The sequence below is a fragment of the Shewanella sp. 6_MG-2023 genome (assembly GCF_030547195.1).
Classification (GTDB): Bacteria; Pseudomonadota; Gammaproteobacteria; order Enterobacterales; family Shewanellaceae; genus Shewanella.
On sequence record NZ_JAUOQU010000015.1, the window covers coordinates 11,451 to 35,888 of the forward strand.

Genomic DNA, 24,438 nt, shown 5'->3' on the forward strand with positions numbered 1-24,438 from the left:
TTTTGGTTTCTTATACAATCCCCTCAATAATATTGAAGGCCAAAATTCTAAGTTTTTTTAGAATTTTTGCGTATAACTTGCTGTATATGTACGACCGTATAAATTATAAAGTGCTGAGTCATAAGCAAGATTTGAATCTAAAACTGGATCTTCATTGGTGATATTACGAACACCTAATCCGAACTTACCATTCCACGATGTAGAGTAACTATAACTTGCATCGAAAGTAGTTTGCGAATTCAGTTTACCAACTTGAGCATATGTTTCTGGATCTATTGTTTCAGCCTGCCCATCAATATATTGAGTTAATAATGATGCTGCGTGATCGCCGTATGACCAATCGATTACCCAAGTAAATCTGTATTCAGGTAAACCATTACGACCAATTTGATCATTTACAGGGCCATCGAAATATTCTTCATCGTTGTATGCAAGAACCCAAGTCAAGTCAAAGGTAGTCCCAAAGTCACCAACTGCAGTTTCAAGACCTGTATAAGTTATATTAAAATCAATACCAGATGTATCAAATCCATTACCATTTACTTGAGGAGTTGTTGCTTCTAAGATTTTACCGTCAGCATTATCGCCCGCTCGTATAATTTCACCGCGAGACAAGTTACCGTATCCTACACTCGCTTCTTCTTTTAACAATGAGTCTAATGAAACGAATTGAATAACATTATCAACAGATAAATGGTAGTACTCAGCTTTAGCACTTAAATCATCCGTTAGATTCCAAATTAAACCCATGTTATAGAAGTCAGATGTTTCAGCTTCTAATTCTGAGTTAGCCGTTCGAGTAACATCGTATTGAGCGGAAGGACAATCAACAGGTGCTGTGCCCGCTAATTCACAAACATGATAATCCGTCGCGTAGTCTGCACTGTATGAATCTGCGGCATATAAATCTGTTAATGCAGGAGCTCTAAAACCTTGTCCCCAAGAAGCTCTAAGTACTAAATCATCTACAATGTTATATCTTAAAGCAACTTTTGGTGTTGTCGCATTACCAAAATCAGAATAATCATCAAAACGAAGAGCAACGTTAAACTCTAAGTCATCAGTAACGGGTATAATTGACTCACCAAACACAGCAAATACATCTCTATCGCCGCCAGAACCGTTACCCGAAGAACCAATTACTTCCCCTGCCGCAGACTCAGCATCAACTTTAGAAGTATATTTATACTGAGCGAACTCTGTTCCAAAATAGAATCCAACTGTACCAGCTGGTAATTCAAATGCCTCAAAGTTTATACCGGCATTAACACTTTGAAACTCCATAATATCTTGAGCTAGAACATCGTGGCTAATTGAAGCGACAACAGCAGCGTTATTACCTTCTGGGCCAAAGTTAAAATCGCCAGACTTAACAAGCGCTTCTACTGTAGGGCGATGAACATAACCTGAACCGTAGTTACTATTTTCAGCTAAGTTATAGTGATATGTGAAATCCCAGCCAAAGTCATCGTGTGAACCTTCTAAACCAATTTGGATATCGGTACTATAGTCGATTGTGGTCGAATCACGAGTACCTACATCTGTAAAACGATAATACGTACGACCAGCATTTTCGTTCTTCGAGGTGCCTAGATAGTTCCCATTTTCGTCATAGTTTTGAATATCAATCTGTCCAGCATCGACATTAAACCAACCAGCAGCAGGAGCAAAACGACCAAAAGTTTCATTGCGAGAAAATAAACCCTGACCAATAAATGTTATTTCATCAGAAATTTCATAATCAGCATTTACATAGCCAGCAGTATAGCCTCTTGAGGCATGGTTTGCAGCTTCTGAAGTGTAGTCATAACCACAGATAAAATCGCCACCACCGTAATCATAAACATGACCACCACCTACCATTTTATCATTGTTACAAGCATCCATTGGGCTAAACTGGAAAGTTGTCATATCTAAGAAGTTTCGAGCGTAGGCTGAAACACCTGTAGTATCGCCATAGTTTGGAGCTAATACATTAGTAGAGCTTGTGAACCAACGATCTCTTTGATAAATAATATCTCGATTTTGATGCTCGAAAGAGAAAGTCATACTACCTTTATCACTATTGACACCACCAACTACGTGAGTTTTCCACTCTTCGCCGCCAGCCTGTTGAGGGTTAGTCATAGTTGCAGAAACCTCTACACCTTCATAACCTTTCTTAGTGATAATATTAACAACACCTGCAACAGCATCTGAACCATATACAGCTGATGCTCCGTCAGTTAAAACTTCAATACGCGCAATAGCTGCTGTTGGGATTGTATTTAAGTTTACTGCCGTTCCACCCATAGTTGGTGAACCTGGCATACGTTTACCATTTAATAGAACTAAAGTTCTATCAGCACCGGCACCACGTAAATTAATATTTGATTGACTCTGCCAAGTACTACCTGAAGATTCAGAAAAAGAACCAAAAGTATTTAGGTTTGAGCGACGCAATACATCGGCTACTGACATTTCACCAGTTTTTTCGATTGCGGCAGCATCAATGGTAGTAATTGGTGATGAACCTTCCATATCGGTACGTTTAATGCGAGAACCAGTAACCTCAATTCTTTCTACTTTATCAACTTGAGCTTCTTCTGCAGCGCTAACAGAAAAAGTTGAAGTTGTTGCAACTGCTGTTGCAGCTACAGTTAATAAACCACGGCGAATAGCCTTAGCTGTCAAAGATAATGAACTCATTATTATACTCCCTTCGTTATGTTCTAAATAAAGCCACAACGTTATATTTTTATTTTTTAGGTTAATAGATCCTATTAACTAAGGTCAATACTGTTAAATAAAGATGAATTAGTCAACATCTTTCACAAATAAATAACTAGCCACTTAAACATCTATATACAAAATAAGTAAGTAATAATTACATAATAAGTAAACCTTTCACTTACAACGTCTTACGATTAGAAAAACAAACAATGTTACCGCCAACCGATACTAATGTTACCAAACTGTAACCAATAACATTAAAACAGATCGATAAACAATCAACTCAACTTAAATAAATGGATTGATCACCAACCAAATGTAACATTGAGACCATATAAACCAACACTTATAACAAACTATTAACCCAAGTAACCTTTATTTATTATAATTTAATTTTATCTCATTATTAAATCGCTCTTTAAAATTAACATTTAGATAGCATTTTAGTTAAATCTCTTCAGTCAAAAGTGCGTTTGGTTTCAATTTTGTATTACTTTCATTTGGCGTTAGTTAAATATATCTAGCTTAATCTTGATAGTTCGAACTGGACTTTGGACTTGGAACTTCGGGCCTGGGGCTTGAGACGATGAAGTAAAAGTTAGAGTGGGGTTTTATAGAAGAGTAATTTTTTACTGAGTTGTTATGGCTGGGGTGATAATTACGAAGTAAGCAACAAGCTTGGGTAAGTCAGAAATAAGGGCATCTCTACGTTGCTGGATAGACAGGCATAAAAAAGGAGCCATAAGGCTCCTTTTTAAAATCAATGTAGAATTTAGCGTGTGCGTGCACACAACTCTTCTGCACTGAAGAAGTAAGCAACTTCACGTTCAGCAGATGCTACAGAATCAGAACCGTGAGCAGCGTTCTCATCGATGCTTTCTGCGAAATCAGCACGGATAGTGCCTTCAGCAGCTTCAGCTGGGTTAGTCGCACCTAAGATTTCACGGTGAGCTAGAACAGCGTTTTCACCTTCAAGCGTTTGAACCATGATAGGACCAGAAGTCATGAATGCAACTAAAGCACCGAAAAAAGGACGCTCGCTATGTTCAGCGTAGAAACCTTCTGCTTGCTCTTTAGTAAGGTGCACCATTTTAGAAGCGATGATCTTAAGACCAGCAGTTTCAAAACGGTTGTAGATAGCACCGATGTGGTTTTTAGCAACTGCATCTGGTTTAATAATTGAAAAAGTGCGTTCGATCGCCATTAGAAGCTTCCTTTAGATAACAAGTATTTTTAAATTCGCGCGGATTATACGTAATTTACCCCGTAATGCATAGCGTTATTGATGTCACATAACCAAATTGTAATCATGTGAGCTAGGTTATACAAAAATTGTGATTAAACTCATACTTACAACGAATGCTGTTGGAAAGATTGATTAAGATAGCCCAATAGCATTTTAGGTAACTGCTCCACAAATTTAGCACTAGACATCGAACATGCAATTGCTGGGGTCAATGTAGGATATAAGATCTTATCCAGCAAACTATTTATCAGCATATAAATAACCATATCGGCTGCTTGTTGCTCAACGTTTGATGGCGCTATGGTCACAGTGAACTTCAACAACAGCTTAGAAAGTCGATTATAGGTTTCATTCCTGCTTAAGGTAGGATTAGAAAAAATAGTGTCCGGATGCAATCGCGCATTAAGATGAATAGTTCTAAAAACACTGCGTCTGCTATCAAGAAAATCAAATGTTTGCTGACACATCAACAAAACTTGCTGTTCTAAGGTTTCACACTCTATCAATTCTAATTCATCAACCCATTGAGATAATTCGCGCCCAAAGTCATCGTATAACAAAGGCAACAAGGCTTCTTTGTTCTCAAATCGACGATAAAACGTCCCTACAGACACCCCTGCACCTTCAGCTAATTCTTTAATACTGATATGTTCAAAGTACTTAACCTTTAATGCATCTTGTAAAGACTGCAGAAATTTATCATGAGTCACTTGGCTACGTTTTTGTTTTGGGCGTAAATCTATGGCTGACATGCATTTTTCCAGTTCGAAATCAGGGAGGAAACCAAGGTAACAATCCCAGTGTATTGTTACCTTAAGCATCATACAATTTCTACTGGCTAAACTCTAATTCAACAGGTCATTTACTGCGCTGTTAAGTTAATGTAACCCTACTATCGCTTTATTATCAGCAACGATTTTTTTAGTGTCATAGCCAATGCCATTTTTAAATACTACTGGCATGTCTTGAATACGACTAATATCAACACTCAAATCGCCATTTATTAATACTAGATCAGCATTTTTACCGACCTCAACTGAGCCAATAGTTTGCTGCTTATTAAGATAGTTTGCTGCATTCAAGGTGGCGATTTTAATCACTTCTTCGACACTAAAGCCTGCTTCATAAAGTAGCTCAATCATACGTTGATTTGAAAATCCAGCGACGACCCCGCCATAACCGGTAGGATCCGTTCCGGCCATCAACAAGCCGCCAGCTGCAACAAACTTCTTTTCTAATTGCATCATTTTATTAAACACGACAGGCCAAGTAGCATCTTCTTGCTGAGAGATAGTGAGCCAACGATTTTGATACTGCTCCCTAACTTGTGGAATAAGCGCTTCTAATGCTAATGGGTAGGCTTGTGGTCGCCCTTTTGTGAACGTTTCATAAATAGTTAGCGTAGAAGTAATAGCGACTTTCTTTTCGACTAAATAGGCAATGAGATCATTGACCTCAGGTGAATCAATATCTAAATCAACTAATGACTGATGTGCCCCTTCTGGGCACATATCTTTCTGTTTGTCTTTAACAAAATCAGTTGCGGCAAAGAAACCATGTTCAAGGTTATCAATTCCCATCTCAGCGGCTTCTCGGTAAGTAATAGAGCAAAGATGTGCTGTCACTTTATGATCCCGCAAATGCGCTTGCTCTATGACTGTTTCAAGCTCTTTTGTACGAATATTAATATAGGCTTTATATGACGTTACCCCTTCAGAAACCCAGTAATCTATCATTGCCTTAGCATTTTCTGCATCCCGCAGCGCTTTGAGTTTTAGAATTGGCAGCCCAGGACCATTTAAATACGGCGCAGTAACATCCATAGCAGGCCCAATAGTGTCACCTGAGTTAATGGCATCTCTTACATTTAAATCCCCGTAAGGTGAAGTGGTGCCAGCAGTCCTTACCGTGGTTGCACCGCCAGCTAGGTAAAGTTTGGGAAAGCTGTGGAGCATTTCGGTGTAATGGGCATTTCCGGTGGGATAAAACATATGCTCATGCATCATGATCAGGCCAGGAATTAAGGTTTTTCCCTTACCATCGATGATAGTGACGTCCTCTGCAATCGTTGTCGAAGCAGAAGCCATTATCGTTTTAATTTTCCCAGCCTCAATAACAACAGTTTGCGCTTCCTTAATTTTACTGCCAGTGCCATCGATGATATTGACATTGGTAATTGCAATTTTAGGTTGATCATATGATACATAACCACTCGCCACAGCACTTAAAGAAATACTGTAAAGCAGCATACCTAATGTGCAAAACAATTTAGATTGATTCATCCTTAACCTTATTCAAATTTATTTTGAACAAGATGATATCGTGCAAACAGATTTATGTAAATCTAGATTCACATTAGGCGCGGTTTTTATTGTTATTTTGCAGCAATACATTCAATTTCAATGCTGGCACCAAGAGCGAGACCTTTGACTGCCATAGTACTTCTTGCGGGATATGGGGAACTAAAATGCTGCTTATATACCTGATTAAATGCTGAGAAATCTTCAATATCCGTAAGCATCACAGTGCACTTAACCACATCTTTCATTTCATAACCCATTCGACCTAAAGACCCTTTAATGCCTAATAATGTCGATTGAGCTTCCGCAACGATGCCACCTTTAACTAAGGTCTTAGTCTCAGGGTTAAATCCTATTTGACCAGATAAATAGACAGTCCCGCCGACTTTCACCCCTTCAGAAAATGGCAAGGTCATGTCACCTTGCTGGGTATTTAAAAAACTAACTTCACCCTCTGAATAGCTACCAAGATTTACTGGCAGCACTTTCTGTTCAGAACTCTGCACAGCATTAACATAAAAACTCGCTAAAATAGATAAACTGACGATCAATTTCATTGTCATCCCTTAATATTATGGTGTTGTTGAAAATGTGCTTATGTCATTTAAAGTATTCAACCAAGGTTGTGCTGAACGATGCCAGATTTGCATAACCGGCGTTAATTCATTTCTTTGATCCACAACCCCTAAACGAATTCCATACACCCTAGACTTATCACCAACGGAAGTGGCGTACATTGCTGAGCCACATTGCTGACAAAAACCTTGGGCTCGTTGATTACCACTTTCGGCAACTTTGATGTATTCCTTTGGCGTGCCTTTGATAAAATTCATACCGTCAACTTCTGACATCACTACCGTCCTAAAGGCGCTAGCCGATAGTAATTGGCAATCAGTGCAATGACAGATGACAACTTTTTCTGGTAAAACCTTGGCAGTAAAAACTAACTCACCACAATGGCAATGTCCGGTGATGTTCATATAGTCCTCTAGATAAAATGATGCCAACTTAGTTTGCGAATGCAAATTCACAAACAAGATAGTTACATTAATTCAACATTGCAACTTAAAATCGTGTCAATGAGTAAAGAAGTAAATTGCTTTAGAGATAATTAGCATAACGAACATAAAGAATATCGAGCGAAGGGGGATATGAATAATGACGCAAAGAAAAGTTAACTGTTTCTAAAAATTGTCCAAAAAAAAGCAACCTCTATAGATATAGACGTTGCTCAATTTATTACACCCGTTAACTGTATTTGAAGATTCTAGCCTTCACTGACCATATTAACGGTATACTTTGGTATCTCGATAACCATATCAGTATCAACAACTTTAGCTTGGCAAGATAGGCGGCTCTCAGGCTCAAGCCCCCAAGCTTTATCTAACATGTCATCTTCTAACTCATCACTTTCCTCAAGGGCATCGAAGCCTTCACGTACGATACAATGACAAGTTGTACATGCATTGGATTTTTCACAAGCATGTTCAATATGAATACCATTTTTTAATGCAACATCTAAAATGGTCTCACCGATTTCAGCTTCAACAACTGCGCCGTCTGGACACAGTTCTTCATGTGGTAAAAAAACTAACTGTGGCATGTTATCACCTATATATTATCGACAGACTGACCTTTCAGCGCTGTTCGAATTGAATTATCCATACGACGATTAGCAAACTCTTGGGTTTGTGCATCTAACGCTTCAATCGCTTTTTCAATCGCGTCAGTATCATCGCTTTGAGCGGTCACTTGTAACTGTTCAATGGCGCTATAAATAGCACTGCGCTCTTGCTCATTTAATAAGTCCGCATCTTTTGCTAATGCTGCGGTTAGTGTTTCCACTACTCGAGACGCTTCAACTTGCTGCTCAGCTAGCATACGACGGCTAATGTCATCTTTAGCATGCTTCATTGAATCTTTCAGCATAGTCGCTATTTCAGAGTCAGATAAACCAAATGAAGGTTTAACCTGAATCGTGGTCTTCACTTCGGTTGATTTTTCCATAGCGGTTACGCTAAGTAAACCATCTGCATCCACTTGGAAGGTCACGCGAATATGCGCAGCGCCGGCTGCAAGTGCTGGAATACCATTTAAGGTAAAGCGCGCTAATGAGCGACAATCGTCAACCATTTCACGCTCGCCCTGCACCACATGAAATGCCATCGCCGTTTGACCATCTTTAAAGGTGGTAAACTCTTGAGCTCGCGCCACTGGAATGGTGGTGTTACGGGTGACGACTTTTTCAATCAGCCCACCCATAGTTTCGATACCCAAAGACAATGGAATAACATCAAGTAATAATAAGTCAGATTCTGGTTTGTTACCCACCAAAATGTCAGCCTGGATCGCAGCGCCAATGGCAACCACGCGATCAGGATCGATTGAGGTTAACGGGGTTTTCTTAAAGAAATTTTCAACTTGTTCACGTACTAAAGGCACGCGAGTTGAACCACCAACCATTACAGTTTCGATAATCTCATCAGTACTGACATCGGCATCACGTAACGTGCGGCGACAACTGGCAATGGTTTTTTTCACCAGTGAACTGATCAATGTTTCAAAATCAGCTTTAGTCACTTGTGTTTCTACGCGCTCAGCATTATCTAACGTAATCGATGCTATGCAGCTCTCAGATGTGGTTAAGTGCTCTTTAACTCTTCTCGATTCAATCAATAATTGACGTGAAAGCGTGGCAGACAAATCAGTTAAACCAAAAGCTTGCTGTAGATGTGCTTGCAATAAATGGTCAAAGTCATCACCACCTAACGCAGAGTCACCACCAGTGGCTAATACTTCAAACACGCCGCGATTTAGGCGCAGTATTGAAATATCAAATGTGCCGCCCCCTAAGTCGTAAATGGCAATCACACCTTCTTGTTTTGAATCTAAACCATAGGCAATTGCTGCTGCCGTTGGCTCATTGAGTAAACGTAATACTTTAACACCTAATAGCTCTGCTGCATCTTTAGTGCCTTGACGCTGGGCATCATCAAAATAAGCCGGTACGGTAATCACCACACCTTCAAGATTGCCACCTAATGTCAACTCGGCGCGAGCAATAAGAGGCTTTAAAATTTCAGCCGAGACTTGCACGGGGTTAACAGCACCAAAAGCAGTATTAAAAATCGGTAAGCCATTGTCACTTGAGCTAAAGTCGTAGGGTAACTGTTGCTCTTTTGCTTGAATATCAGCAAGGCTTCTACCCATAAAACGTTTTACTGAAACAATGGTATTTTTAGGATCTTGGGCAGATTGTGCTTGCGCATTAACACCAACATCAATAGATTCGGCATTATAATGGACCACAGAAGGAAGAGAATGCTGTCCGTTATCATCAACTAATGTTGATGCTTCGCCACTTCTAACAGCCGCTACTAAAGAGTTTGTGGTACCTAAGTCGATACCAACAGCGAGACGATGCTGATGGGGCGCGGCGCTTTGACCGGGCTCAGCGATTTGAAAAAGGGCCATAGTAATCCAATAGTTTATTAGTGAACATTCATCGATTAAGTCAAAACAAAATGCTCTGTTAAAAACAGAGCATTAAGTTTACCAATCCATTAGTCTAGTAATGAATCTTCAATTTTAGCGAGTTCATCTTGCAATTTTGCCATAAATTTTAGCTTTCTGATCTGATCTGCCGCTAATAAATTATCATTATCGGTGTCTTTAACCAGTAAAATAGCAAGGCTTTGCGAGAGTGACTTTTCAAAATCAGCAAAAGAGTCAAATAAGTCACTGATTAAGTCGTCGGGTTGCTGGCTGTGCTCGATATCTTCTAATGCTTCACGCCATTCCATCTGCTGCATTAAAAATGCAGTGTCTTTAACTGTGGTGGTTTCATGGCTTATATCAATACCACGAAGGCTCAATATGTGTTCGGCACGTCTGAGCGGATTCTTGAGAGTCTGATAACCATCATTAACTTGTGCAGTACGCTGCACGGATAATAATTTTTGTTGCTCAGATCCATTAGCGAATTTATCGGGATGAACCGCCCGTTGCAGTTCGCGGTAGCGTTCTGCAAGTTGGGCGATATCGATATCAAAGGAAGGTGAAAATTGAAATAACTCAAAATAATTCATTGGCAGATATCATGCTCTTTGATTGGTGATTTGCGATACAAGCTTCATAGTATAGATTAACTAAACAGTGAAACTTTCACCACAACCACATTCACCTTTGGCATTAGGGTTGTTAAATTGAAAACCTTCGTTTAGGCCTTCTTTAACAAAATCTAACTCTATACCTTGCAGATAAATAAAGCTTTTGGCATCTATGATGATATTTACGCCTTCGATGTCATAAACTTCATCGTCGTCATTAATTTCATCGACAAACTCGATGACATAAGCCATACCTGAACAACCAGATGTTCTTAACCCAAGGCGTAAACCTAAACCTTTCCCACGATTTACTAGAAAAGATTTAACTCTATCAGCCGCAGCTGGGGTCATTGTAATTGCCATCTTAACTCCAGGTATTACTTATCTTGCTTTGATTTGTACTCATCCAACGCTGCTTTAATAGCATCTTCAGCTAAAATTGAGCAATGGATTTTAACTGGTGGAAGCGCTAACTCTTCTGCAATGTCTGCATTTTTAATCGTAGCGGCTTCTTCAACAGTTTTGCCTTTAACCCATTCTGTTACTAATGAGCTTGATGCAATGGCACTACCACAACCATAAGTTTTGAATTTAGCATCTTCAATGATGCCATTCTCGCCTATTTTAAGTTGTAATTTCATTACATCACCACATGCGGGTGCACCTACCATTCCGGTTACCACTGATGGATCATTTTTATCAAATGAACCAACGTTACGTGGATTTTCATAATGTTCGATTACTTTTTCGCTGTAAGCCATAACAATTCTGCTCCGTTTATCGCTATCGATAATAATGTATTAGTGATGTGCCCATTGAACTTGATCAAGGTCGATACCATCTTTGAACATCTCCCATAATGGAGACATTTCACGTAATTTACCGATAGATTCATCAATTACTTTAATTGCATGCTCGATTTCTTCATCAGTGGTAAAACGACCGATTGAGAAGCGAATTGAGCTATGTGCCATTTCATCATTTAAGCCTAGTGCACGTAATACGTAACTTGGTTCTAGGCTTGCTGAAGTACATGCAGACCCTGATGAAACCGCTAAATCTTTAAGCGCCATCATTAATGACTCGCCTTCAACAAAGTTGAAGCTGACGTTGAAAATGCCGCAATAACGTTGCTGCATGTCACCATTAATATAAGTTTCTTCAATATGTTTAATGCCATTCCATAACTTGTCACGTAGACGAAGGATACGGGCACTGTCTTCAATCATATCTTGCTTAGCAATCGCGGCTGCTTCGCCTAAACCAACAAGTTGATGTGTCGCTAATGTACCACTACGCATACCACGTTCATGTCCGCCACCATGCATTTGTGACTCTAAACGGATACGAGGCTTACGGCGCACATATAATGCACCTACGCCTTTAGGCCCATACATTTTATGGCCAGAAATTGAAATCAAATCAACTTTAATTGCTTGTACATCAATCGGTAATTTACCAGCACTTTGTGCTGCATCCATATGGAAGAAAATACCTTTTGAGCGACATAATTCGCCAATGGCTTCGATGTCTTGAATCACACCAATTTCATTGTTTACATGCATGATGCTCACTAAAATAGTGTCTTCACGCATGGCAGCTTCAATCACTGACAATGCAATTAAACCGTTTGCACTTGGTTCAAGGTAAGTGACCTCAAAGCCTTCACGTTCAAGCTGACGACATACATCTAACGTTGCTTTATGTTCTGTCTTGCTAGTGATGATGTGCTTGCCTTTCTTGTGATAGAAATGCGCAATACCTTTAATGGCAAGGTTACTTGATTCAGTCGCACCAGATGTAAATACAATTTCACGGTGATCAGCGTTGATTAAATCTGCTACTTGGTTACGAGCAATATCAACTGCTTCTTCGGCTTGCCAACCATAACGATGAGAACGAGATGCTGGGTTACCAAACACACCGTCCATTGTCATAAATTGCACCATCTTGTCGGCAACGCGTTTGTCGACAGGGGTTGTTGCGGCATAGTCTAAATAGATAGGAAGCTTCATCATACACTCCGTACTGAGTAGCCCAAAGGAGGCTACTAACAACGTACATATAAATAGTTATCAATATATGAACAGGAAATTATAAACTAACTCTATGTTCATTCTGCATTTCATCTTGCTTTAGTGAGATAAATTGAACATCTCGTTTGTGCATCAATCCAGCAAGTGTAATGCCATCTAAGAAATCTGAAATTTGTTTACTTAAGTCACCCCATAGCGAATGGGTTAGACAGCGGGTGCCACTTTGGCAGTTCCCTTTTCCCTGACAACGAGTCGCATCGACAGACTCGTCAACAGCATGGACAACCATGCCTACAGAGATATCATTGGCTTCTTGGCCTAGGCGATAACCGCCACCAGGACCACGCACGCTTGATACAAGACCATGTTTACGAAGCTTGGCGAAAAGTTGCTCAAGATAGGAAAGCGATATCCCCTGTCTCTCAGAAATATCCGCTAAGGGAACTGGCCCGGTAGCTGAGTGAATTGCAACGTCCAGCATAGCTGTCACTGCGTAGCGACCTTTTGATGTCAGTTTCATAACGTTATTTGCTCCCATAAACCATAGAGCAATTTCACCATACCCGAGTATTTTAGTCAAGTATTTAACCAAGTAATTTACTCAAGTATTATCTCTCGTTCACATCTAACAATTTAGGTCTTAAAATTTGCAGGGCTATTTAACCTTTTTATAGTGCAAGATTCAATGCCAGCGAGCCATTAAAAGCCCTAATTTGTGATAAATTCGTCCTACTTTTACAAAAATGCTTCAGTTGTTAAAATTTGCAGTACAGAAATAAAAAATCGACACCCAGATAAGTGGGTGTCGATTGTGTCATTTTCAAGTCTACTGATTATATAATCGGGTCAAACTTATCAATTTCTTGAGTACGTTTTTCAGCCGCTTCTTGTTCAGCTTCAGTAAAGTCGTCAACATTCAACTCTGGTAGCTTTTCAGTACAGACTTCACCGCCCATGGTTTGCACCGCTTGGCAAATCTCTTGTACTTTAGAGTCCATTAAATGCATATGATCAAGCATTTGCCCAATGGCACTGGCAACAGGATCTGGGTTGTCTGGCGACACTGCATAGGCATCAAAGCCGTATTTTTTCGCCATGGCGCTTCTACGCTCAGTTTGTTCTTTCGATTGCGCTGAAGGACTTGATACCACACGGCCAGGTATACCCACTACAGTAGTGTCTTTAGCAACATCTTTAACCACTACTGAATTTGAGCCAACTCTTGCGCCATCATGCATCGTAATAGGCCCCAGAATTTGTGCCCCAGCACCAACCACCACATTATTTTGCAGTGTTGGGTGACGTTTTCCCGCTTGCCATGTTGTGCCACCTAAGGTAACGCCATGATAAAGCGTACAATCATCACCAATTTCGGCTGTTTCACCAATCACAACGCCCATACCATGATCGATAAAGAATCGACGGCCAATAGTCGCACCAGGATGAATTTCGACCCCTGTTAACCAACGCGAAAAAGTAGACAAACATCGAGATAGCAGACGCCAATTTGCATTCCAAAGCTTGTTACTGATGCGATGGATCCAAATTGCCTGCATACCAGGGTAGTTCATTAATATTTCGAAACTACTGTTCGCCGCGGGATCGCGGTGATATATAGATTCAATATCTTCTTTTAGTCGCGCAATCACGCCCATATAACAATCCTTAATACGTTAACGTTATGAATCTTTGTTCTCGTCTGATTTCGCGACTTTTTTATCGATTGAAGTCAATATACCGCGCAGAATATTCATCTCCGCAGTTTCAACCCTTGCACGGGCGAATAAACGTTTAAGTTTGGTCATAATCTGCCCTGGATGATTCTTAATAATGAAGTTAGTTTTTGTTAGTGTTGACTCAAGGTGTACATAAAAACGCTGTAAGTCTTCTGCTAACGGGTATTCTTCTTCAACCGTTGCTTTTTCATCTAACGCAAGGTGGGCCATGCGGGTTTCATAACAAATGATTTGTACCGCTTGCGCCAAGTTCAATGAGCTATATTCTGGATTTGCAGGTATGGCTACATGATAATGACACTCTTGTAATTCCTCATTGCTTAACCCGTGGTTCTCACGACCAAAGACAATCGCTACAGGCCCTTTTATCCCTTCAAGAGCAAGTTTTTCACCTGCTTCTTTTGGCACTAGCATTGGCCAATCTAAAGTACGACTTCTGGCACTGGTTGCAATGACTAAGCTACAGTCTTTGATTGCATCTGTTAAAGAATCAACAATAGTGATATCTCGGATTAAATCTGCTGCGCCAGCAGCAAGTGCAATAGATTGCCCATCAGGCTCAACTCTTGGTTCAGCCAAATATAAATTTGATAACCCCATGGTTTTCATGGCTCTTGCTGTAGAACCAATATTACCAGGGTGTGATGTACCCACTAAAACAACGCGTATATTACTCAGCATGAAACTACTTTATTCTTTAAAAAACTATTTTGGAATAGTAACACAAGCAGCAATTAATTCGTTATATGAAAATCTGCATTTGATATAACTGTCAAAAAGCGTATAATATGCCGCTGATTTATTCGTTCTTTAACATCCAGGGGATTGCTATGCATCCGATGCTGACTATTGCCACGCGCGCTGCACGCGCTGCGGGCCAAACTATTATGCGCGCCTACACTGAACTCGACAATGTTGAGATTGATTCAAAAGGTCTAAATGACTTTGTTACGAGTGTAGACAAGGAAGCTGAATCTACCATTACATACCAAATTCGTAAATCTTACCCAGATCATACGATTGTTGGCGAAGAAAACGGTGAAAACCGTGGCACCAATAAAGATTATGTGTGGATAGTTGATCCTTTGGATGGTACCAACAACTTCGTTCGTGGTATCCCTCATTTCGCAGTTTCTATCGCTGTTCAATACAAAGGCAAAATTGAAGTTGCCGTTGTTTACGATCCTGTACGCGAAGAACTGTTCTCTGCCGTTCGTGGTAAAGGCGCTAAAGTTAATGACTTCCGTCTACGTGTAACTAATGTTAAAACACTTGATGGCACCATTATTGGTACTGGTTTCCCGTTCAAAGCTCGCCAACACACTGAATCTTACCTAAACATCTTAGGTGAAGTATTCCCTGTATGTGCAGACATTCGTCGCACCGGTTCAGCAGCACTTGATTTAGCCTATGTTGCCGCGGGTCGTTTTGACGGTTTCTTTGAAATCGGTCTTAAGCCTTGGGACATCGCAGCAGGCGACTTAATCTGTCGTGAAGCTGGCGGTACTGTAGCTGACTTTACCGGAAACCATAACTATATGACTTCAGGTAATATTGTTGCAGGTTCTCCTAAAGTGACTTCCGAGTTAGTTAAAATTATGCGTCCTTTATTAAATGAAGGCTTAAAACGCTAATTTCAATTAACGCCAAAAGCCGCCTTTTATGGCGGCTTTTTTGTATCTGCAGTTCTTTAGCCTTCAATGGCACTGCTAAATAGTGATGATATTGGGATAAATTTATATTATTTGAACTAGATCACTCAGTATTATTCCATTTAGCAGAATATACTGAATTATCAATCAAATTTATAATAAGAGATGTAATAATCATGCCACTCCCTATACTCCGCCAAATAGGTGTTAAAAGCCTTAAAGGCGTCGAACATATCGTTCTTTTCATTATTTCTCTTGCGACCGTCTTTGCCATTGGCGAAGAGGTGATGCATATGTTCGATATTAGAACCGTAGAACTTGCCGATTTGCTACTACTCTTCATTTATCTTGAAGTCTTAGCCATGGTGGTCAATTACCTCGAGTCAGGTAAGCTACCTATCCGCATGCCACTATATATTGCTATTGTGGCACTGGCCCGTTACTTAATTCTTGATATGAAAGATATGGATGACTGGCGCATACTGGCGATTTCTGTTTCAACGATTGTGCTAGCAGCCACGGTCATTGTCATTCGCTGGGGACAACTGAAACTGCCCTACCCTAAAAGCAAAGATTTCGACTAAGCTCACAGAGTAGACACCTTTGTTAATTTATATCAACAAATAAAGCGATAAGTGACTTACTTATCGCTTTTTTTAACGATGTTGATTACTATCACTAATAATGACTAATACTTATGATGGATTAAGCAAACAGGGAGCGATAAGGTTATGTCAAATGAGCCTATAGGGTTTGAAGAAAAAAGAGCTTCTTTAAGAGTCGATATGGAAGCCGAGCGAGTTTTATTGCATTGGATTGACGCTAATGGCCAGCCCCAGGAAGATGCTGGCATTTGTATCGATTTAGCCCGTAAAGGAATTTTAATCGACTATAAAGCGCCGTTTGCCTTAGGCGACTTAATCGCAGTCACCTTCAACCATAACACTGACAAACAAAATACCATCAAAGGCCAAGTATGTCGTTGCCTTGAGTCAAATCCACAGAGTTATCATATTGCCATGCAGTTGCTTTAAACGCTTAAAGCAGTGCAATATCTTTAACATTAAGGTGATACTATGATTATATTAGTCGGCGGCGAAAAAGGTGGTAGTGGCAAAAGTTGTTTAGCGCAAAACCTCGCTGTATATGTAACCGAAACCTTCAATGCCAGTGTATTGATGGTTGATTGTGACCCGCAAAAAACCACCTCAGATTGGATCCAAGCCAGAAATGAACACCCCAGTTTAAAACCCATTAATTGCATTCAATTATACGGCAAAATCCGTAATGACTTACTTAGTCTTAATGAGCGCTTTGAATACGTTATTGTCGATTGCGGTGGTCAAGATAACCTTGCCATGCGCGCAGCGATGTCAGTCGCCACTTACGTACTCATTCCGCTTAGGCCCAAAAGACGTGATTTAAAAACGCTTCCACACATGGAGGACATGCTAAGCACCTGTAAAATGGTCAACCCAAAAATGGTGGCTGCAATAGTCGTCAGTCAATGCCCTGCTCTGCCATCGCAATTTAAGCGTATTTTAGAGGCCAAGGAAGTAGTGCAATCATTTGGCTTAAAAGCGCTAAATGCCATTACCTTCAATCGTAATATTTATGATGACAGCGAAGAAAGTGGCTCGTCAGTGCTTGAGATTGACCCTGAAGGTAAAGCAGCAGTAGAAATTCGCGCCATAGCCGAAGAGCTTTTTGCCATTCCACCAGATAATAGCTTCGAGTTTTAGGTCTGATATGCTGAAGTTTCAGTGTGGTTAACTTAGCACTGAAACATTTCAGCACTAACGTCATCAGCAAGCCAATGTTATAATGTCGGCAAATTGGTAAATTAAGCTGCGTACATGACTCAAGCAAACAATCCTCTTCATGGAATTAAATTAGAAACTATTGTCACTGAATTAGTGGAAAAGTATGGCTGGGAAGAATTAGGCAGCCGCATTAATATTCGCTGTTTTCAAGATAATCCAAGTGTTAAATCCAGCCTCAAGTTTTTAAGAAAAACCGAATGGGCCCGTGATAAAGTTGAATACTTATGGCTAAAAACCAACAAGCTGCCTTTGCCTGCTCCTAAAGTTTATGATGCAGCAAAATCAACGACAAAGGCTCATCAAGGCTCGGGTGCCAAACCTGTGTCCAAAGCGCAAAATAATAAATGCACTGCAGGTGTTAACGCTGATATTTGGGGCAAATAAACACCATTGATAAACAAGCGGTCTGAAACAAACCTCTAACTACCTGTTTATTCGGTAAATAGTACAAAAAAGCCTGATAGTTTAATTAAACCATCAGGCTTTTTTGTAACCGATGAAACTACATAGGGAATTCAAAAATTAATCGCCACACCTGTAACTCCCCATCAGTTTGATAACTCATACCAAATCGGTCTGTACTGAACCATCCCCAACCTAACGGCTTAGACAAGGCTAATGTCACTCCCACTTCATAGGAATATTGCGTAAGCACATTTTCTTGCACTGGGGTAACAAACTTAAGTTTATCGAAATACCAGCGCCCCGCTACAAACAAGCGTGGCTCAACGGTATACTCACCCCAATCCCAGCGTTGATTTAAGCCAAAATCAATGCCAGATTGCAATACAGAATAGCCATCAGAGCTGTCATTGATACTGCTTTTATAGCCAGCATAATAAATTCGGTTAACCCACACCGGATTATATTTGGGTTGTGCCAATTCATATAACGCTGAAAAACCAGTAGAGAAAATCCCCACATTACTGGAATTTGAAAAGTTATGCCCGTAGCCCAAATCTAAATAGGTTTCTAGGGTGAGCTGCTCGTCATAAAACCATTTGTACTCAATCCCTGGGGTTATGGTCATAGTGCCGACACCATCGGGTAGTTCACCTTCTGGCAAGTCACTAAAAGAGTAATTAAAAAAGCCCAATGAAACTGGCAACCTTAGGGTCAGCAGGTGATCATCGGCCTGTTCAATATCAAATGCGAAAGGAATATTGGCCACTGCAGCGCTCTGGCCAGAAGCGCGATAAATCCCGCTGCCAATATAATTTGCAAAAGCATAATGGGAAAGATCGGGGTTGTCAGCATCAAATTGAGCCTGACAAGGTTGAACAACAAAAAGCGCTGCAATAGCTATTACAGCGCTTTTATATAATGGAAATTGATTTGCTTTAAAACCAGTAAACCAACTCAGTAACATGATTTAATCTACGCTATTTCGTCAACTGTTATTTATTGTCATCAATAAAATGGTGTTCTGTCATCATATGACCTAACTCGGTTGATTTGGTTTTTAAATATGCTTCATTGTAACGGTTTTTGCCCACTTGCAATGGAACTCTTTCGCTCACTTCAATGCCAACTGCCTGCATGGCCTTCACTTTACGTGGATTATTGGTCATTAACTTCACTTTGCTAACACCAATTTGAGCTAACATAGGTTCAATCATATCGTACTTACGCATATCAGCTTCAAAACCTAAACGTTCGTTAGCTTCAACAGTATTGGCACCTTGATCTTGCAGTTCGTAGGCTCGGATTTTATTCAGTAAACCAATGCCACGGCCTTCTTGTCTTAAATAAAGAATAAAACCTTGGCCTAATTCAGCAATATTTTGCATTGCAGTTTGCAACTGAAAACCACAATCACAACGCAAACTAAACAAGGCATCACCGGTTAAACATTCAGAGTGAATACGACCTAACATTGGCTCATTAGCATTTAGCTCACCAAACGTTAGCGCAACATGTTCTTTACCGGTTTCGGTATCTTCAAAACCATGCATTGCAAATACGCCCCAAGGCGTAGGTAACTTAGAAGTGGCGATATATTTAATCGACATTGACCAACCTTTCAGACAACGCTCAATTTATGAGTCTCATCATCCATGCAACTGACTTACGTCATAACTAATAGGGATAAACTGGATTAGAATTTTGCTGGGGCAAAACCAGTTACTGCTTTAATATTCATTTCGCGGCCAAGCGCAGTCATTGGATGTACAACAACTAATCCTTTAACTGATTTTTTTAATTTACCCATGTCTGCTTGTTCCGCTTTGGTCAGCACACGACTAAATTTTAGTTCTTTTACATCTTTACCGGCTTTGTTTAATTGACGTGATTGCTGATTTTTCAAACTTGCAATACGTTTTGTTACTGTCGCGATCTCTTTTTTAAACTGCATGATAACCGCTTTATCTTCACGGGCTTGTGCAGCAGCAAGTTTACGGCGAAACTTTTCTGCTTTATCGTTTAATGCTTGCAGTTCTTCTTTTAAATTCATTGTGTTACCTTAAATTTCAACATTGTGCCACTGACACAATAACATGCTCAAACACAGCACTTGTATCAATCCAACACGTTTACGGAGGCGAAGTATAACAGTTCGTTAGACGAAACACATTATCCACAGCAGCTTATGGTTAATCTATTTGAACTAAATCATGAATAATTTGATTACTGCTACCACGCCACTTCAAACTGGGATCCGCTAAATCTTGCTCGAACTTGCCATCCACTAACACATCTACATAGTCTAATACTTGCAGTTGTTTGAGGGACATTTGATCGAGCTTGTAGCCACTCCATAGCCAAATGTCTTTATCTGGGCATTGTTGTTTTACCCGTTTAACCAAAGACAAAATGCTGTCGAGATTAGCTGGGAATAATGGGTCGCCACCAGAAAGTGATAAACCACGGCGCTTGATACGAGTATCATTTAAATCAGCAATAATTTGATCTTCCATCATTTGGCTAAATTCATGGCCTGAACGAGGATCCCAAGTAGACTGATTATAACAACCACGGCATTGATGCTCACAACCTGAAACAAACAAGGTCGCGCGGGTACCTGGGCCGTTGATCACATCGATAGGAAAATACTGATGGTAATTCATAATCACTTCTCTTACTGCTCATTGTCGCGTAAACACTCACGCTGTAAACCTATTTGCATCACTAAGGCCAAACCAAAACAAGGCGCTTAAAGCGCCTTGTTGGGTTAATCACGGAATTAGCTTTGCTAACTTCATGAATTTGCTATTTATAAATGCTTAACGCGGCGTTTAACTTCTTCTTGCTTACCATAGTTAAATGGTCTTGCATCAGGGCTGCCTAGATAACCACATACACGACGGGTTACCGACACACGGCTTGGCTCATGGTTGCCACATTTAGGGCACACAAAACCTTTACTGGTACAGTTAAACTCACCAACGTAACCACAGTCATAACATTCATCGATTGGGGTATTGGTACCGTAATAAGGCACTCTGGTGTAACTGTAATCCCAGACGTTTTCTAATGCTTCAATATTGTGCTGCATGTTCGGGAACTCACCGTAACAAATAAAGCCACCATTGGTGATTTCTGGGTACGGTAATTCAAACTCAATTTTATCGTATGGATTGACTTTCTTTTCGACGTCTAAATGGAAACTGTTAGTGTAGTAACCTTTATCAGTAACCCCTGCAACCACACCAAACTCTTTGGCATCTAGCTGGCAAAAACGACTACATAAGTTTTCACTTGGGGTGCTGTATAGGCTAAAGCCATAACCTGTTTCTTGTTTCCACGCTTCAGTCGCGCGCTTCATCACTGAGATAATTTCAATGGCTTTAGTGCGTAACAGCTCGCTATCAAACACGTGCTCATCAGTACCATAAAGTGCATTAATGGTTTCATGTAAGCCAATGTAGCCTAATGAGATTGACGCGCGGCCATTTTTAAAGATTTCAGACACATCATCATCTGCATTTAAACGAACACCACAAGCACCTTCCATATATAGGATTGGTGCAACACGCGCTTTTACACCCACTAAGCGGGCAATACGGGTATCGAGTGCTTTACGAGCGAGTGTCATTCTCTGTTCTAATAAGGCAAAGAAAGCGGTTTCGTCGCCCTTGGCTTCAATGGCGATTCTAGGTAAGTTTAAGCTGACAACACCTAAGTTGTTACGCCCTTCATGAATTAACTCACCATTTTCTTCATAAGTTCCTAAGAATGAACGACAACCCATTGGCGTTTTAAATGAACCAGTAACGCGTTCAACTTGTTCATAATTAAGAATATCTGGATACATGCGCATGGTGGCACACTCTAATGCTAACTTCTTCACATCGTAGTTAGCATCAGCAGCTTTATGATTTAGGCCATCACGAATAGCAAAAACCAGTTTTGGGAATACCGCTGTTTTACGGTTTTTACCTAGACCTGCCATACGTACTTTAAGAATCGACTTTTGAATTAAACGCGCTTCCCAGCACGAGCCTAAGCCAAAACCAAAGGTCACAAATGGCGTTTGGCCATTGGCGGTATGAAGGGTATTTACTTCATATTCTAAAGACTGGAATGCGTCGTAACATTCTTTTTCAGTTTGCGCCATGGCAAAGGCTTCAACATCTGCTACGCCCCACTCTTTACCGATAACCAACTGCTTTTGATAGCTCTTTTGAACGAACTCAGCTAATACTTCATCAATGCGGTTAATGGTGGTGCCGCCATAGATATGGCTAGCCACTTGGGCAATAATTTGCGCAGTTACTGCAGTCGCAGTTGAAATTGATTTAGGGGTATCAATTTCAGCATTACCCATTTTAAAGCCATGGGTTAACATGCCTGCTAAATCAATTAGCATGCAGTTAAACATTGGGAAGAATGGTGCATAGTCTAAGTCGTGATAATGCAGTTGACCTGACTCATGTGCAGCAACAATATCTTTTGGCAATAGATGCGACTTGGCATAATGTTTGGCCACGATGCCAGCAAGTAAATCCCGTTGAGTTGGAATAACTTTAGCGTCTTTATTGGCATTTTCATTTAAAATCGACGCGTCGCTTTGTTCAACCAAACCACGAATTTCGCAGTTCAATTTACTTTTGGCTTCACGGCAAATATCACGGTCGTGACGATACTCAATATAATGACGCGCAACCTCTTTATGAGGACCTTCCATTAATAAGTTTTCAACTAAAGCTTGTAAATGATGGATCTCAACTTCTTCATCGTTAGCAACTTGATCTCTAATCACACAAGCGACTGTTGAAGCATAGTCTTCATCAGCACTACCTGTAGCAGTTTCCATTGCTGCAACAATGGCATCCTTGATCCGCGACTCATCAAATAGAGTACGACAACCGTCCCTTTTAATTACTACAGGCATTACTTTTACTCCTTTTATGCACAGGATATAAACACTATATATCCACACATAATTATCAACAAACACAATATATGGTGCATTAGGCAATAATAGGCACTAAAAATCCATGATCTAGATCATGTTTTGATGAAGGGGAACAAAATGAAAAAAATTACTGCCAAGCTCAACACTATTTAGAAAAGTTGAACTTGACCAGGTTATAAAAAGCAGCTACTGAGTGCTGAAACGCCTATAAATAGATTGCTATTTATTACAGATTTAAACTGGTAATTGCAGGCTTATACGAATAGTTATCGCAGATTTATACAAATAGTTATCACAGATTTATACTGGTATATTGATGCTTAAACAGGTCATTTCAACCGTTAAAAATCAGTATGATTAAAGCAAAGCGCTTTAATTGGCGTTAATCATTTGGGCTAATACCAAGGGCTGCATAAATTAAATGCGCAGATTGGCGCACAGATTGACGGCCTGCTTCTATCGCTTCATCAGCACGATGAAACTCCATGGTACCGATATCAGCAAGCTGTGGCACTAAACACACATCCGGTGGATCGCCCATTAATCTGGCGCGTTTATGGCGCTGCTCTAAAATATCCATTGATTGCGACATCACCGCAATCATCCCAGGGTGAGATTTCGTGCTTGTGGAAAACTTTTCTGAGAAACTATTTATATACTCTTTACCTTTACCTAGCAGATCCATAAACGCCGACTCTGGCTCTTTGGCCACTAATTGCTTTTCAATTTCAGTGGGCGCACAGCTGGTCATTTGTTGAGGCAACATATGCATACTATTACGGCGGTGACCATTTAAGTCCACTGCAATCACTACATCAACGTCCATGGTGCGGCACATTGACACTGGCACAGGGTTTACCACTGCGCCATCCACTAACCAGCGATCATGCAATTGTACTGGGGGTAAAAAGCCCGGCATTGAACACGAGGCTCTTACCGCATGACGTAAATCGCCTTCTTTGAACCAAATTTCTTGGCCAGAATATAAATCGGTCGCCACTGCCGCAAACGGCTTTTGCAATTGCTCTATTTTTAGATCGCCTATTCGACCAGCTAAAACATCAAATACTTTTTCACCACTGATTAAGCCACCTTTGCGCCAGCTTAAATCCATTAAGCCTAAAACATCCCAACTAGAAAACCCACTCACCCACTCATGTAACTCTTCTAAATGATCATTAGCATAAGCTGCGCCCACCAGAGCCCCAACAGAGCAGCCAGCAATCTTTTCAGGGTGGATCCCCATGGCGGCCAGCTCTTTTATCACCCCAATATGAGCCCAGCCCTTAGCCGCGCCACTACCGAGGGCGATCCCAACACGAAGTGATGATTTATTTTCTTTTGAAGCCTTAGACATTTACCAAACCCTTAACCATTTTTGCACACCTAAGTAGCTTATCTTACGCTTAAGCTGTTGGCTATCAAGTCGCTTACACGTTATAATATCTGGCTATCATTTTTTAGG

General features: G+C 40.4%; 26 protein-coding genes. 5 read left to right on the forward strand and 21 right to left on the reverse strand.

The window, feature by feature from the left end; genetic code table 11:
* Positions 1-57: 57 nt before the first annotated feature.
* From Q4533_RS10420 to trmJ, 15 genes are all read right to left on the reverse strand, one after another.
* Positions 58-2,688: a TonB-dependent siderophore receptor gene (locus Q4533_RS10420; RefSeq protein ID WP_303502707.1), complete on the reverse strand. Its 2,631-nt coding sequence runs from the start codon at positions 2,686-2,688 to the stop codon at positions 58-60.
* Positions 2,689-3,484: 796 nt separating this feature from the next.
* Positions 3,485-3,916 carry a nucleoside-diphosphate kinase gene (ndk, locus tag Q4533_RS10425; RefSeq protein WP_102440383.1) on the reverse strand — a complete coding sequence of 144 codons (432 nt, stop codon included), beginning with the start codon at positions 3,914-3,916 and terminating at the stop codon, positions 3,485-3,487.
* Positions 3,917-4,062: 146 nt separating this feature from the next.
* Positions 4,063-4,710, reverse strand: a complete 648-nt coding sequence (locus tag Q4533_RS10430) for a TetR/AcrR family transcriptional regulator (RefSeq protein WP_102519477.1) — start codon at positions 4,708-4,710, stop codon at positions 4,063-4,065.
* 126 nt (positions 4,711-4,836) lie between these two features.
* Positions 4,837-6,240, reverse strand: coding sequence for an amidohydrolase family protein (locus Q4533_RS10435; RefSeq protein WP_102440385.1), 1,404 nt, complete (start codon positions 6,238-6,240; stop codon positions 4,837-4,839).
* A gap of 92 nt (positions 6,241-6,332) precedes the next feature.
* Positions 6,333-6,815: a Rid family detoxifying hydrolase gene (locus tag Q4533_RS10440; protein WP_102532190.1), complete on the reverse strand. Its 483-nt coding sequence runs from the start codon at positions 6,813-6,815 to the stop codon at positions 6,333-6,335.
* A gap of 15 nt (positions 6,816-6,830) precedes the next feature.
* Positions 6,831-7,238, reverse strand: a complete 408-nt coding sequence (locus Q4533_RS10445) for a GFA family protein (RefSeq protein ID WP_102440387.1) — start codon at positions 7,236-7,238, stop codon at positions 6,831-6,833.
* Between the two features lie 287 nt (positions 7,239-7,525).
* Positions 7,526-7,861, reverse strand: a complete 336-nt coding sequence (gene fdx, locus Q4533_RS10450; RefSeq protein ID WP_303502708.1) for an ISC system 2Fe-2S type ferredoxin — start codon at positions 7,859-7,861, stop codon at positions 7,526-7,528.
* An 8-nt stretch (positions 7,862-7,869) separates the two neighbouring features.
* On the reverse strand, positions 7,870-9,732 hold the full coding sequence (gene hscA, locus Q4533_RS10455; RefSeq protein WP_102440389.1) for a Fe-S protein assembly chaperone HscA: 1,863 nt from the start codon (positions 9,730-9,732) through the stop codon (positions 7,870-7,872).
* An 89-nt stretch (positions 9,733-9,821) separates the two neighbouring features.
* On the reverse strand, positions 9,822-10,346 hold the full coding sequence (hscB, locus tag Q4533_RS10460) for a co-chaperone HscB (protein WP_102440390.1): 525 nt from the start codon (positions 10,344-10,346) through the stop codon (positions 9,822-9,824).
* A gap of 60 nt (positions 10,347-10,406) precedes the next feature.
* Positions 10,407-10,730: an iron-sulfur cluster assembly protein IscA gene (gene iscA, locus Q4533_RS10465; protein WP_102440391.1), complete on the reverse strand. Its 324-nt coding sequence runs from the start codon at positions 10,728-10,730 to the stop codon at positions 10,407-10,409.
* Between the two features lie 14 nt (positions 10,731-10,744).
* Positions 10,745-11,128, reverse strand: a complete 384-nt coding sequence (gene iscU / locus Q4533_RS10470) for a Fe-S cluster assembly scaffold IscU (protein ID WP_076542320.1) — start codon at positions 11,126-11,128, stop codon at positions 10,745-10,747.
* A 39-nt stretch (positions 11,129-11,167) separates the two neighbouring features.
* Positions 11,168-12,382, reverse strand: a complete 1,215-nt coding sequence (locus tag Q4533_RS10475) for an IscS subfamily cysteine desulfurase (protein ID WP_102440392.1) — start codon at positions 12,380-12,382, stop codon at positions 11,168-11,170.
* 79 nt (positions 12,383-12,461) lie between these two features.
* Positions 12,462-12,923: a Fe-S cluster assembly transcriptional regulator IscR gene (iscR, locus tag Q4533_RS10480; RefSeq protein ID WP_076542338.1), complete on the reverse strand. Its 462-nt coding sequence runs from the start codon at positions 12,921-12,923 to the stop codon at positions 12,462-12,464.
* 313 nt (positions 12,924-13,236) lie between these two features.
* Positions 13,237-14,058 (reverse strand): serine O-acetyltransferase, encoded by an 822-nt coding sequence (gene cysE / locus Q4533_RS10485; RefSeq protein WP_102476087.1) that lies wholly within the window; start codon positions 14,056-14,058, stop codon positions 13,237-13,239.
* A gap of 24 nt (positions 14,059-14,082) precedes the next feature.
* Positions 14,083-14,820, reverse strand: coding sequence for a tRNA (cytosine(32)/uridine(32)-2'-O)-methyltransferase TrmJ (gene trmJ, locus Q4533_RS10490; RefSeq protein WP_102440394.1), 738 nt, complete (start codon positions 14,818-14,820; stop codon positions 14,083-14,085).
* Positions 14,821-14,969: 149 nt separating this feature from the next.
* Between trmJ and suhB the strand changes: the two genes are divergently transcribed.
* The 5 genes from suhB to Q4533_RS10515 all read left to right on the forward strand — a co-directional run bounded on the left by suhB (position 14,970) and on the right by Q4533_RS10515 (position 17,998).
* Positions 14,970-15,773: an inositol-1-monophosphatase gene (gene suhB, locus Q4533_RS10495; RefSeq protein ID WP_076542340.1), complete on the forward strand. Its 804-nt coding sequence runs from the start codon at positions 14,970-14,972 to the stop codon at positions 15,771-15,773.
* A gap of 194 nt (positions 15,774-15,967) precedes the next feature.
* Positions 15,968-16,375 (forward strand): phosphate-starvation-inducible protein PsiE, encoded by a 408-nt coding sequence (locus tag Q4533_RS10500; protein WP_076540074.1) that lies wholly within the window; start codon positions 15,968-15,970, stop codon positions 16,373-16,375.
* Between the two features lie 147 nt (positions 16,376-16,522).
* Complete coding sequence (locus tag Q4533_RS10505) at positions 16,523-16,825, forward strand: PilZ domain-containing protein (RefSeq protein WP_102440396.1); 303 nt, start codon at positions 16,523-16,525, stop codon at positions 16,823-16,825.
* Positions 16,826-16,867: 42 nt separating this feature from the next.
* Positions 16,868-17,533, forward strand: a complete 666-nt coding sequence (locus Q4533_RS10510) for an AAA family ATPase (RefSeq protein ID WP_102440397.1) — start codon at positions 16,868-16,870, stop codon at positions 17,531-17,533.
* A gap of 114 nt (positions 17,534-17,647) precedes the next feature.
* On the forward strand, positions 17,648-17,998 hold the full coding sequence (locus Q4533_RS10515; protein ID WP_102476086.1) for a VF530 family DNA-binding protein: 351 nt from the start codon (positions 17,648-17,650) through the stop codon (positions 17,996-17,998).
* 118 nt (positions 17,999-18,116) lie between these two features.
* Here the strand turns inward: Q4533_RS10515 and Q4533_RS10520 are convergent, their stop codons facing one another.
* The 6 genes from Q4533_RS10520 to rssA form a co-directional block, all read right to left on the reverse strand.
* Entirely contained in the window at positions 18,117-18,983 is an 867-nt protein-coding gene (locus Q4533_RS10520; RefSeq protein WP_102476085.1) for a hypothetical protein, read from the reverse strand.
* A gap of 28 nt (positions 18,984-19,011) precedes the next feature.
* The gene (ribA, locus tag Q4533_RS10525) at positions 19,012-19,626 is read right to left on the reverse strand and encodes a GTP cyclohydrolase II (protein ID WP_076540064.1); all 615 of its coding nucleotides are present in this window, start codon (positions 19,624-19,626) and stop codon (positions 19,012-19,014) included.
* A gap of 86 nt (positions 19,627-19,712) precedes the next feature.
* Positions 19,713-20,069, reverse strand: a complete 357-nt coding sequence (locus Q4533_RS10530) for a YibL family ribosome-associated protein (RefSeq protein WP_076540062.1) — start codon at positions 20,067-20,069, stop codon at positions 19,713-19,715.
* A 139-nt stretch (positions 20,070-20,208) separates the two neighbouring features.
* Entirely contained in the window at positions 20,209-20,682 is a 474-nt protein-coding gene (gene nrdG, locus Q4533_RS10535; RefSeq protein WP_102440400.1) for an anaerobic ribonucleoside-triphosphate reductase-activating protein, read from the reverse strand.
* A 146-nt stretch (positions 20,683-20,828) separates the two neighbouring features.
* Positions 20,829-22,949 carry an anaerobic ribonucleoside-triphosphate reductase gene (nrdD, locus tag Q4533_RS10540; protein WP_102440401.1) on the reverse strand — a complete coding sequence of 707 codons (2,121 nt, stop codon included), beginning with the start codon at positions 22,947-22,949 and terminating at the stop codon, positions 20,829-20,831.
* 406 nt (positions 22,950-23,355) lie between these two features.
* Positions 23,356-24,330, reverse strand: coding sequence for a patatin-like phospholipase RssA (gene rssA / locus Q4533_RS10545; RefSeq protein WP_102476082.1), 975 nt, complete (start codon positions 24,328-24,330; stop codon positions 23,356-23,358).
* Between the last annotated feature and the right edge of the window lie 108 nt (positions 24,331-24,438).

Bases quoted from the DNA above. Each gene is read 5' to 3' on its own strand.
- Q4533_RS10420 (WP_303502707.1), bottom strand. From the start codon at position 2,688: ATGAGTTCATTATCTTTGACAGCTAAGGCTATTCGCCGTGGTTTATTA.
- ndk (WP_102440383.1), bottom strand. From the start codon at position 3,916: ATGGCGATCGAACGCACTTTTTCAATTATTAAACCAGATGCAGTTGCT.
- Q4533_RS10430 (WP_102519477.1), bottom strand. From the start codon at position 4,710: ATGTCAGCCATAGATTTACGCCCAAAACAAAAACGTAGCCAAGTGACT.
- Q4533_RS10435 (WP_102440385.1), bottom strand. From the start codon at position 6,240: ATGAATCAATCTAAATTGTTTTGCACATTAGGTATGCTGCTTTACAGT.
- Q4533_RS10440 (WP_102532190.1), bottom strand. From the start codon at position 6,815: ATGAAATTGATCGTCAGTTTATCTATTTTAGCGAGTTTTTATGTTAAT.
- Q4533_RS10445 (WP_102440387.1), bottom strand. From the start codon at position 7,238: ATGAACATCACCGGACATTGCCATTGTGGTGAGTTAGTTTTTACTGCC.
- fdx (WP_303502708.1), bottom strand. From the start codon at position 7,861: ATGCCACAGTTAGTTTTTTTACCACATGAAGAACTGTGTCCAGACGGC.
- hscA (WP_102440389.1), bottom strand. From the start codon at position 9,732: ATGGCCCTTTTTCAAATCGCTGAGCCCGGTCAAAGCGCCGCGCCCCAT.
- hscB (WP_102440390.1), bottom strand. From the start codon at position 10,346: ATGAATTATTTTGAGTTATTTCAATTTTCACCTTCCTTTGATATCGAT.
- iscA (WP_102440391.1), bottom strand. From the start codon at position 10,730: ATGGCAATTACAATGACCCCAGCTGCGGCTGATAGAGTTAAATCTTTT.
- iscU (WP_076542320.1), bottom strand. From the start codon at position 11,128: ATGGCTTACAGCGAAAAAGTAATCGAACATTATGAAAATCCACGTAAC.
- Q4533_RS10475 (WP_102440392.1), bottom strand. From the start codon at position 12,382: ATGAAGCTTCCTATCTATTTAGACTATGCCGCAACAACCCCTGTCGAC.
- iscR (WP_076542338.1), bottom strand. From the start codon at position 12,923: ATGAAACTGACATCAAAAGGTCGCTACGCAGTGACAGCTATGCTGGAC.
- cysE (WP_102476087.1), bottom strand. From the start codon at position 14,058: ATGGGCGTGATTGCGCGACTAAAAGAAGATATTGAATCTATATATCAC.
- trmJ (WP_102440394.1), bottom strand. From the start codon at position 14,820: ATGCTGAGTAATATACGCGTTGTTTTAGTGGGTACATCACACCCTGGT.
- suhB (WP_076542340.1), top strand. From the start codon at position 14,970: ATGCATCCGATGCTGACTATTGCCACGCGCGCTGCACGCGCTGCGGGC.
- Q4533_RS10500 (WP_076540074.1), top strand. From the start codon at position 15,968: ATGCCACTCCCTATACTCCGCCAAATAGGTGTTAAAAGCCTTAAAGGC.
- Q4533_RS10505 (WP_102440396.1), top strand. From the start codon at position 16,523: ATGTCAAATGAGCCTATAGGGTTTGAAGAAAAAAGAGCTTCTTTAAGA.
- Q4533_RS10510 (WP_102440397.1), top strand. From the start codon at position 16,868: ATGATTATATTAGTCGGCGGCGAAAAAGGTGGTAGTGGCAAAAGTTGT.
- Q4533_RS10515 (WP_102476086.1), top strand. From the start codon at position 17,648: ATGACTCAAGCAAACAATCCTCTTCATGGAATTAAATTAGAAACTATT.
- Q4533_RS10520 (WP_102476085.1), bottom strand. From the start codon at position 18,983: ATGTTACTGAGTTGGTTTACTGGTTTTAAAGCAAATCAATTTCCATTA.
- ribA (WP_076540064.1), bottom strand. From the start codon at position 19,626: ATGTCGATTAAATATATCGCCACTTCTAAGTTACCTACGCCTTGGGGC.
- Q4533_RS10530 (WP_076540062.1), bottom strand. From the start codon at position 20,069: ATGAATTTAAAAGAAGAACTGCAAGCATTAAACGATAAAGCAGAAAAG.
- nrdG (WP_102440400.1), bottom strand. From the start codon at position 20,682: ATGAATTACCATCAGTATTTTCCTATCGATGTGATCAACGGCCCAGGT.
- nrdD (WP_102440401.1), bottom strand. From the start codon at position 22,949: ATGCCTGTAGTAATTAAAAGGGACGGTTGTCGTACTCTATTTGATGAG.
- rssA (WP_102476082.1), bottom strand. From the start codon at position 24,330: ATGTCTAAGGCTTCAAAAGAAAATAAATCATCACTTCGTGTTGGGATC.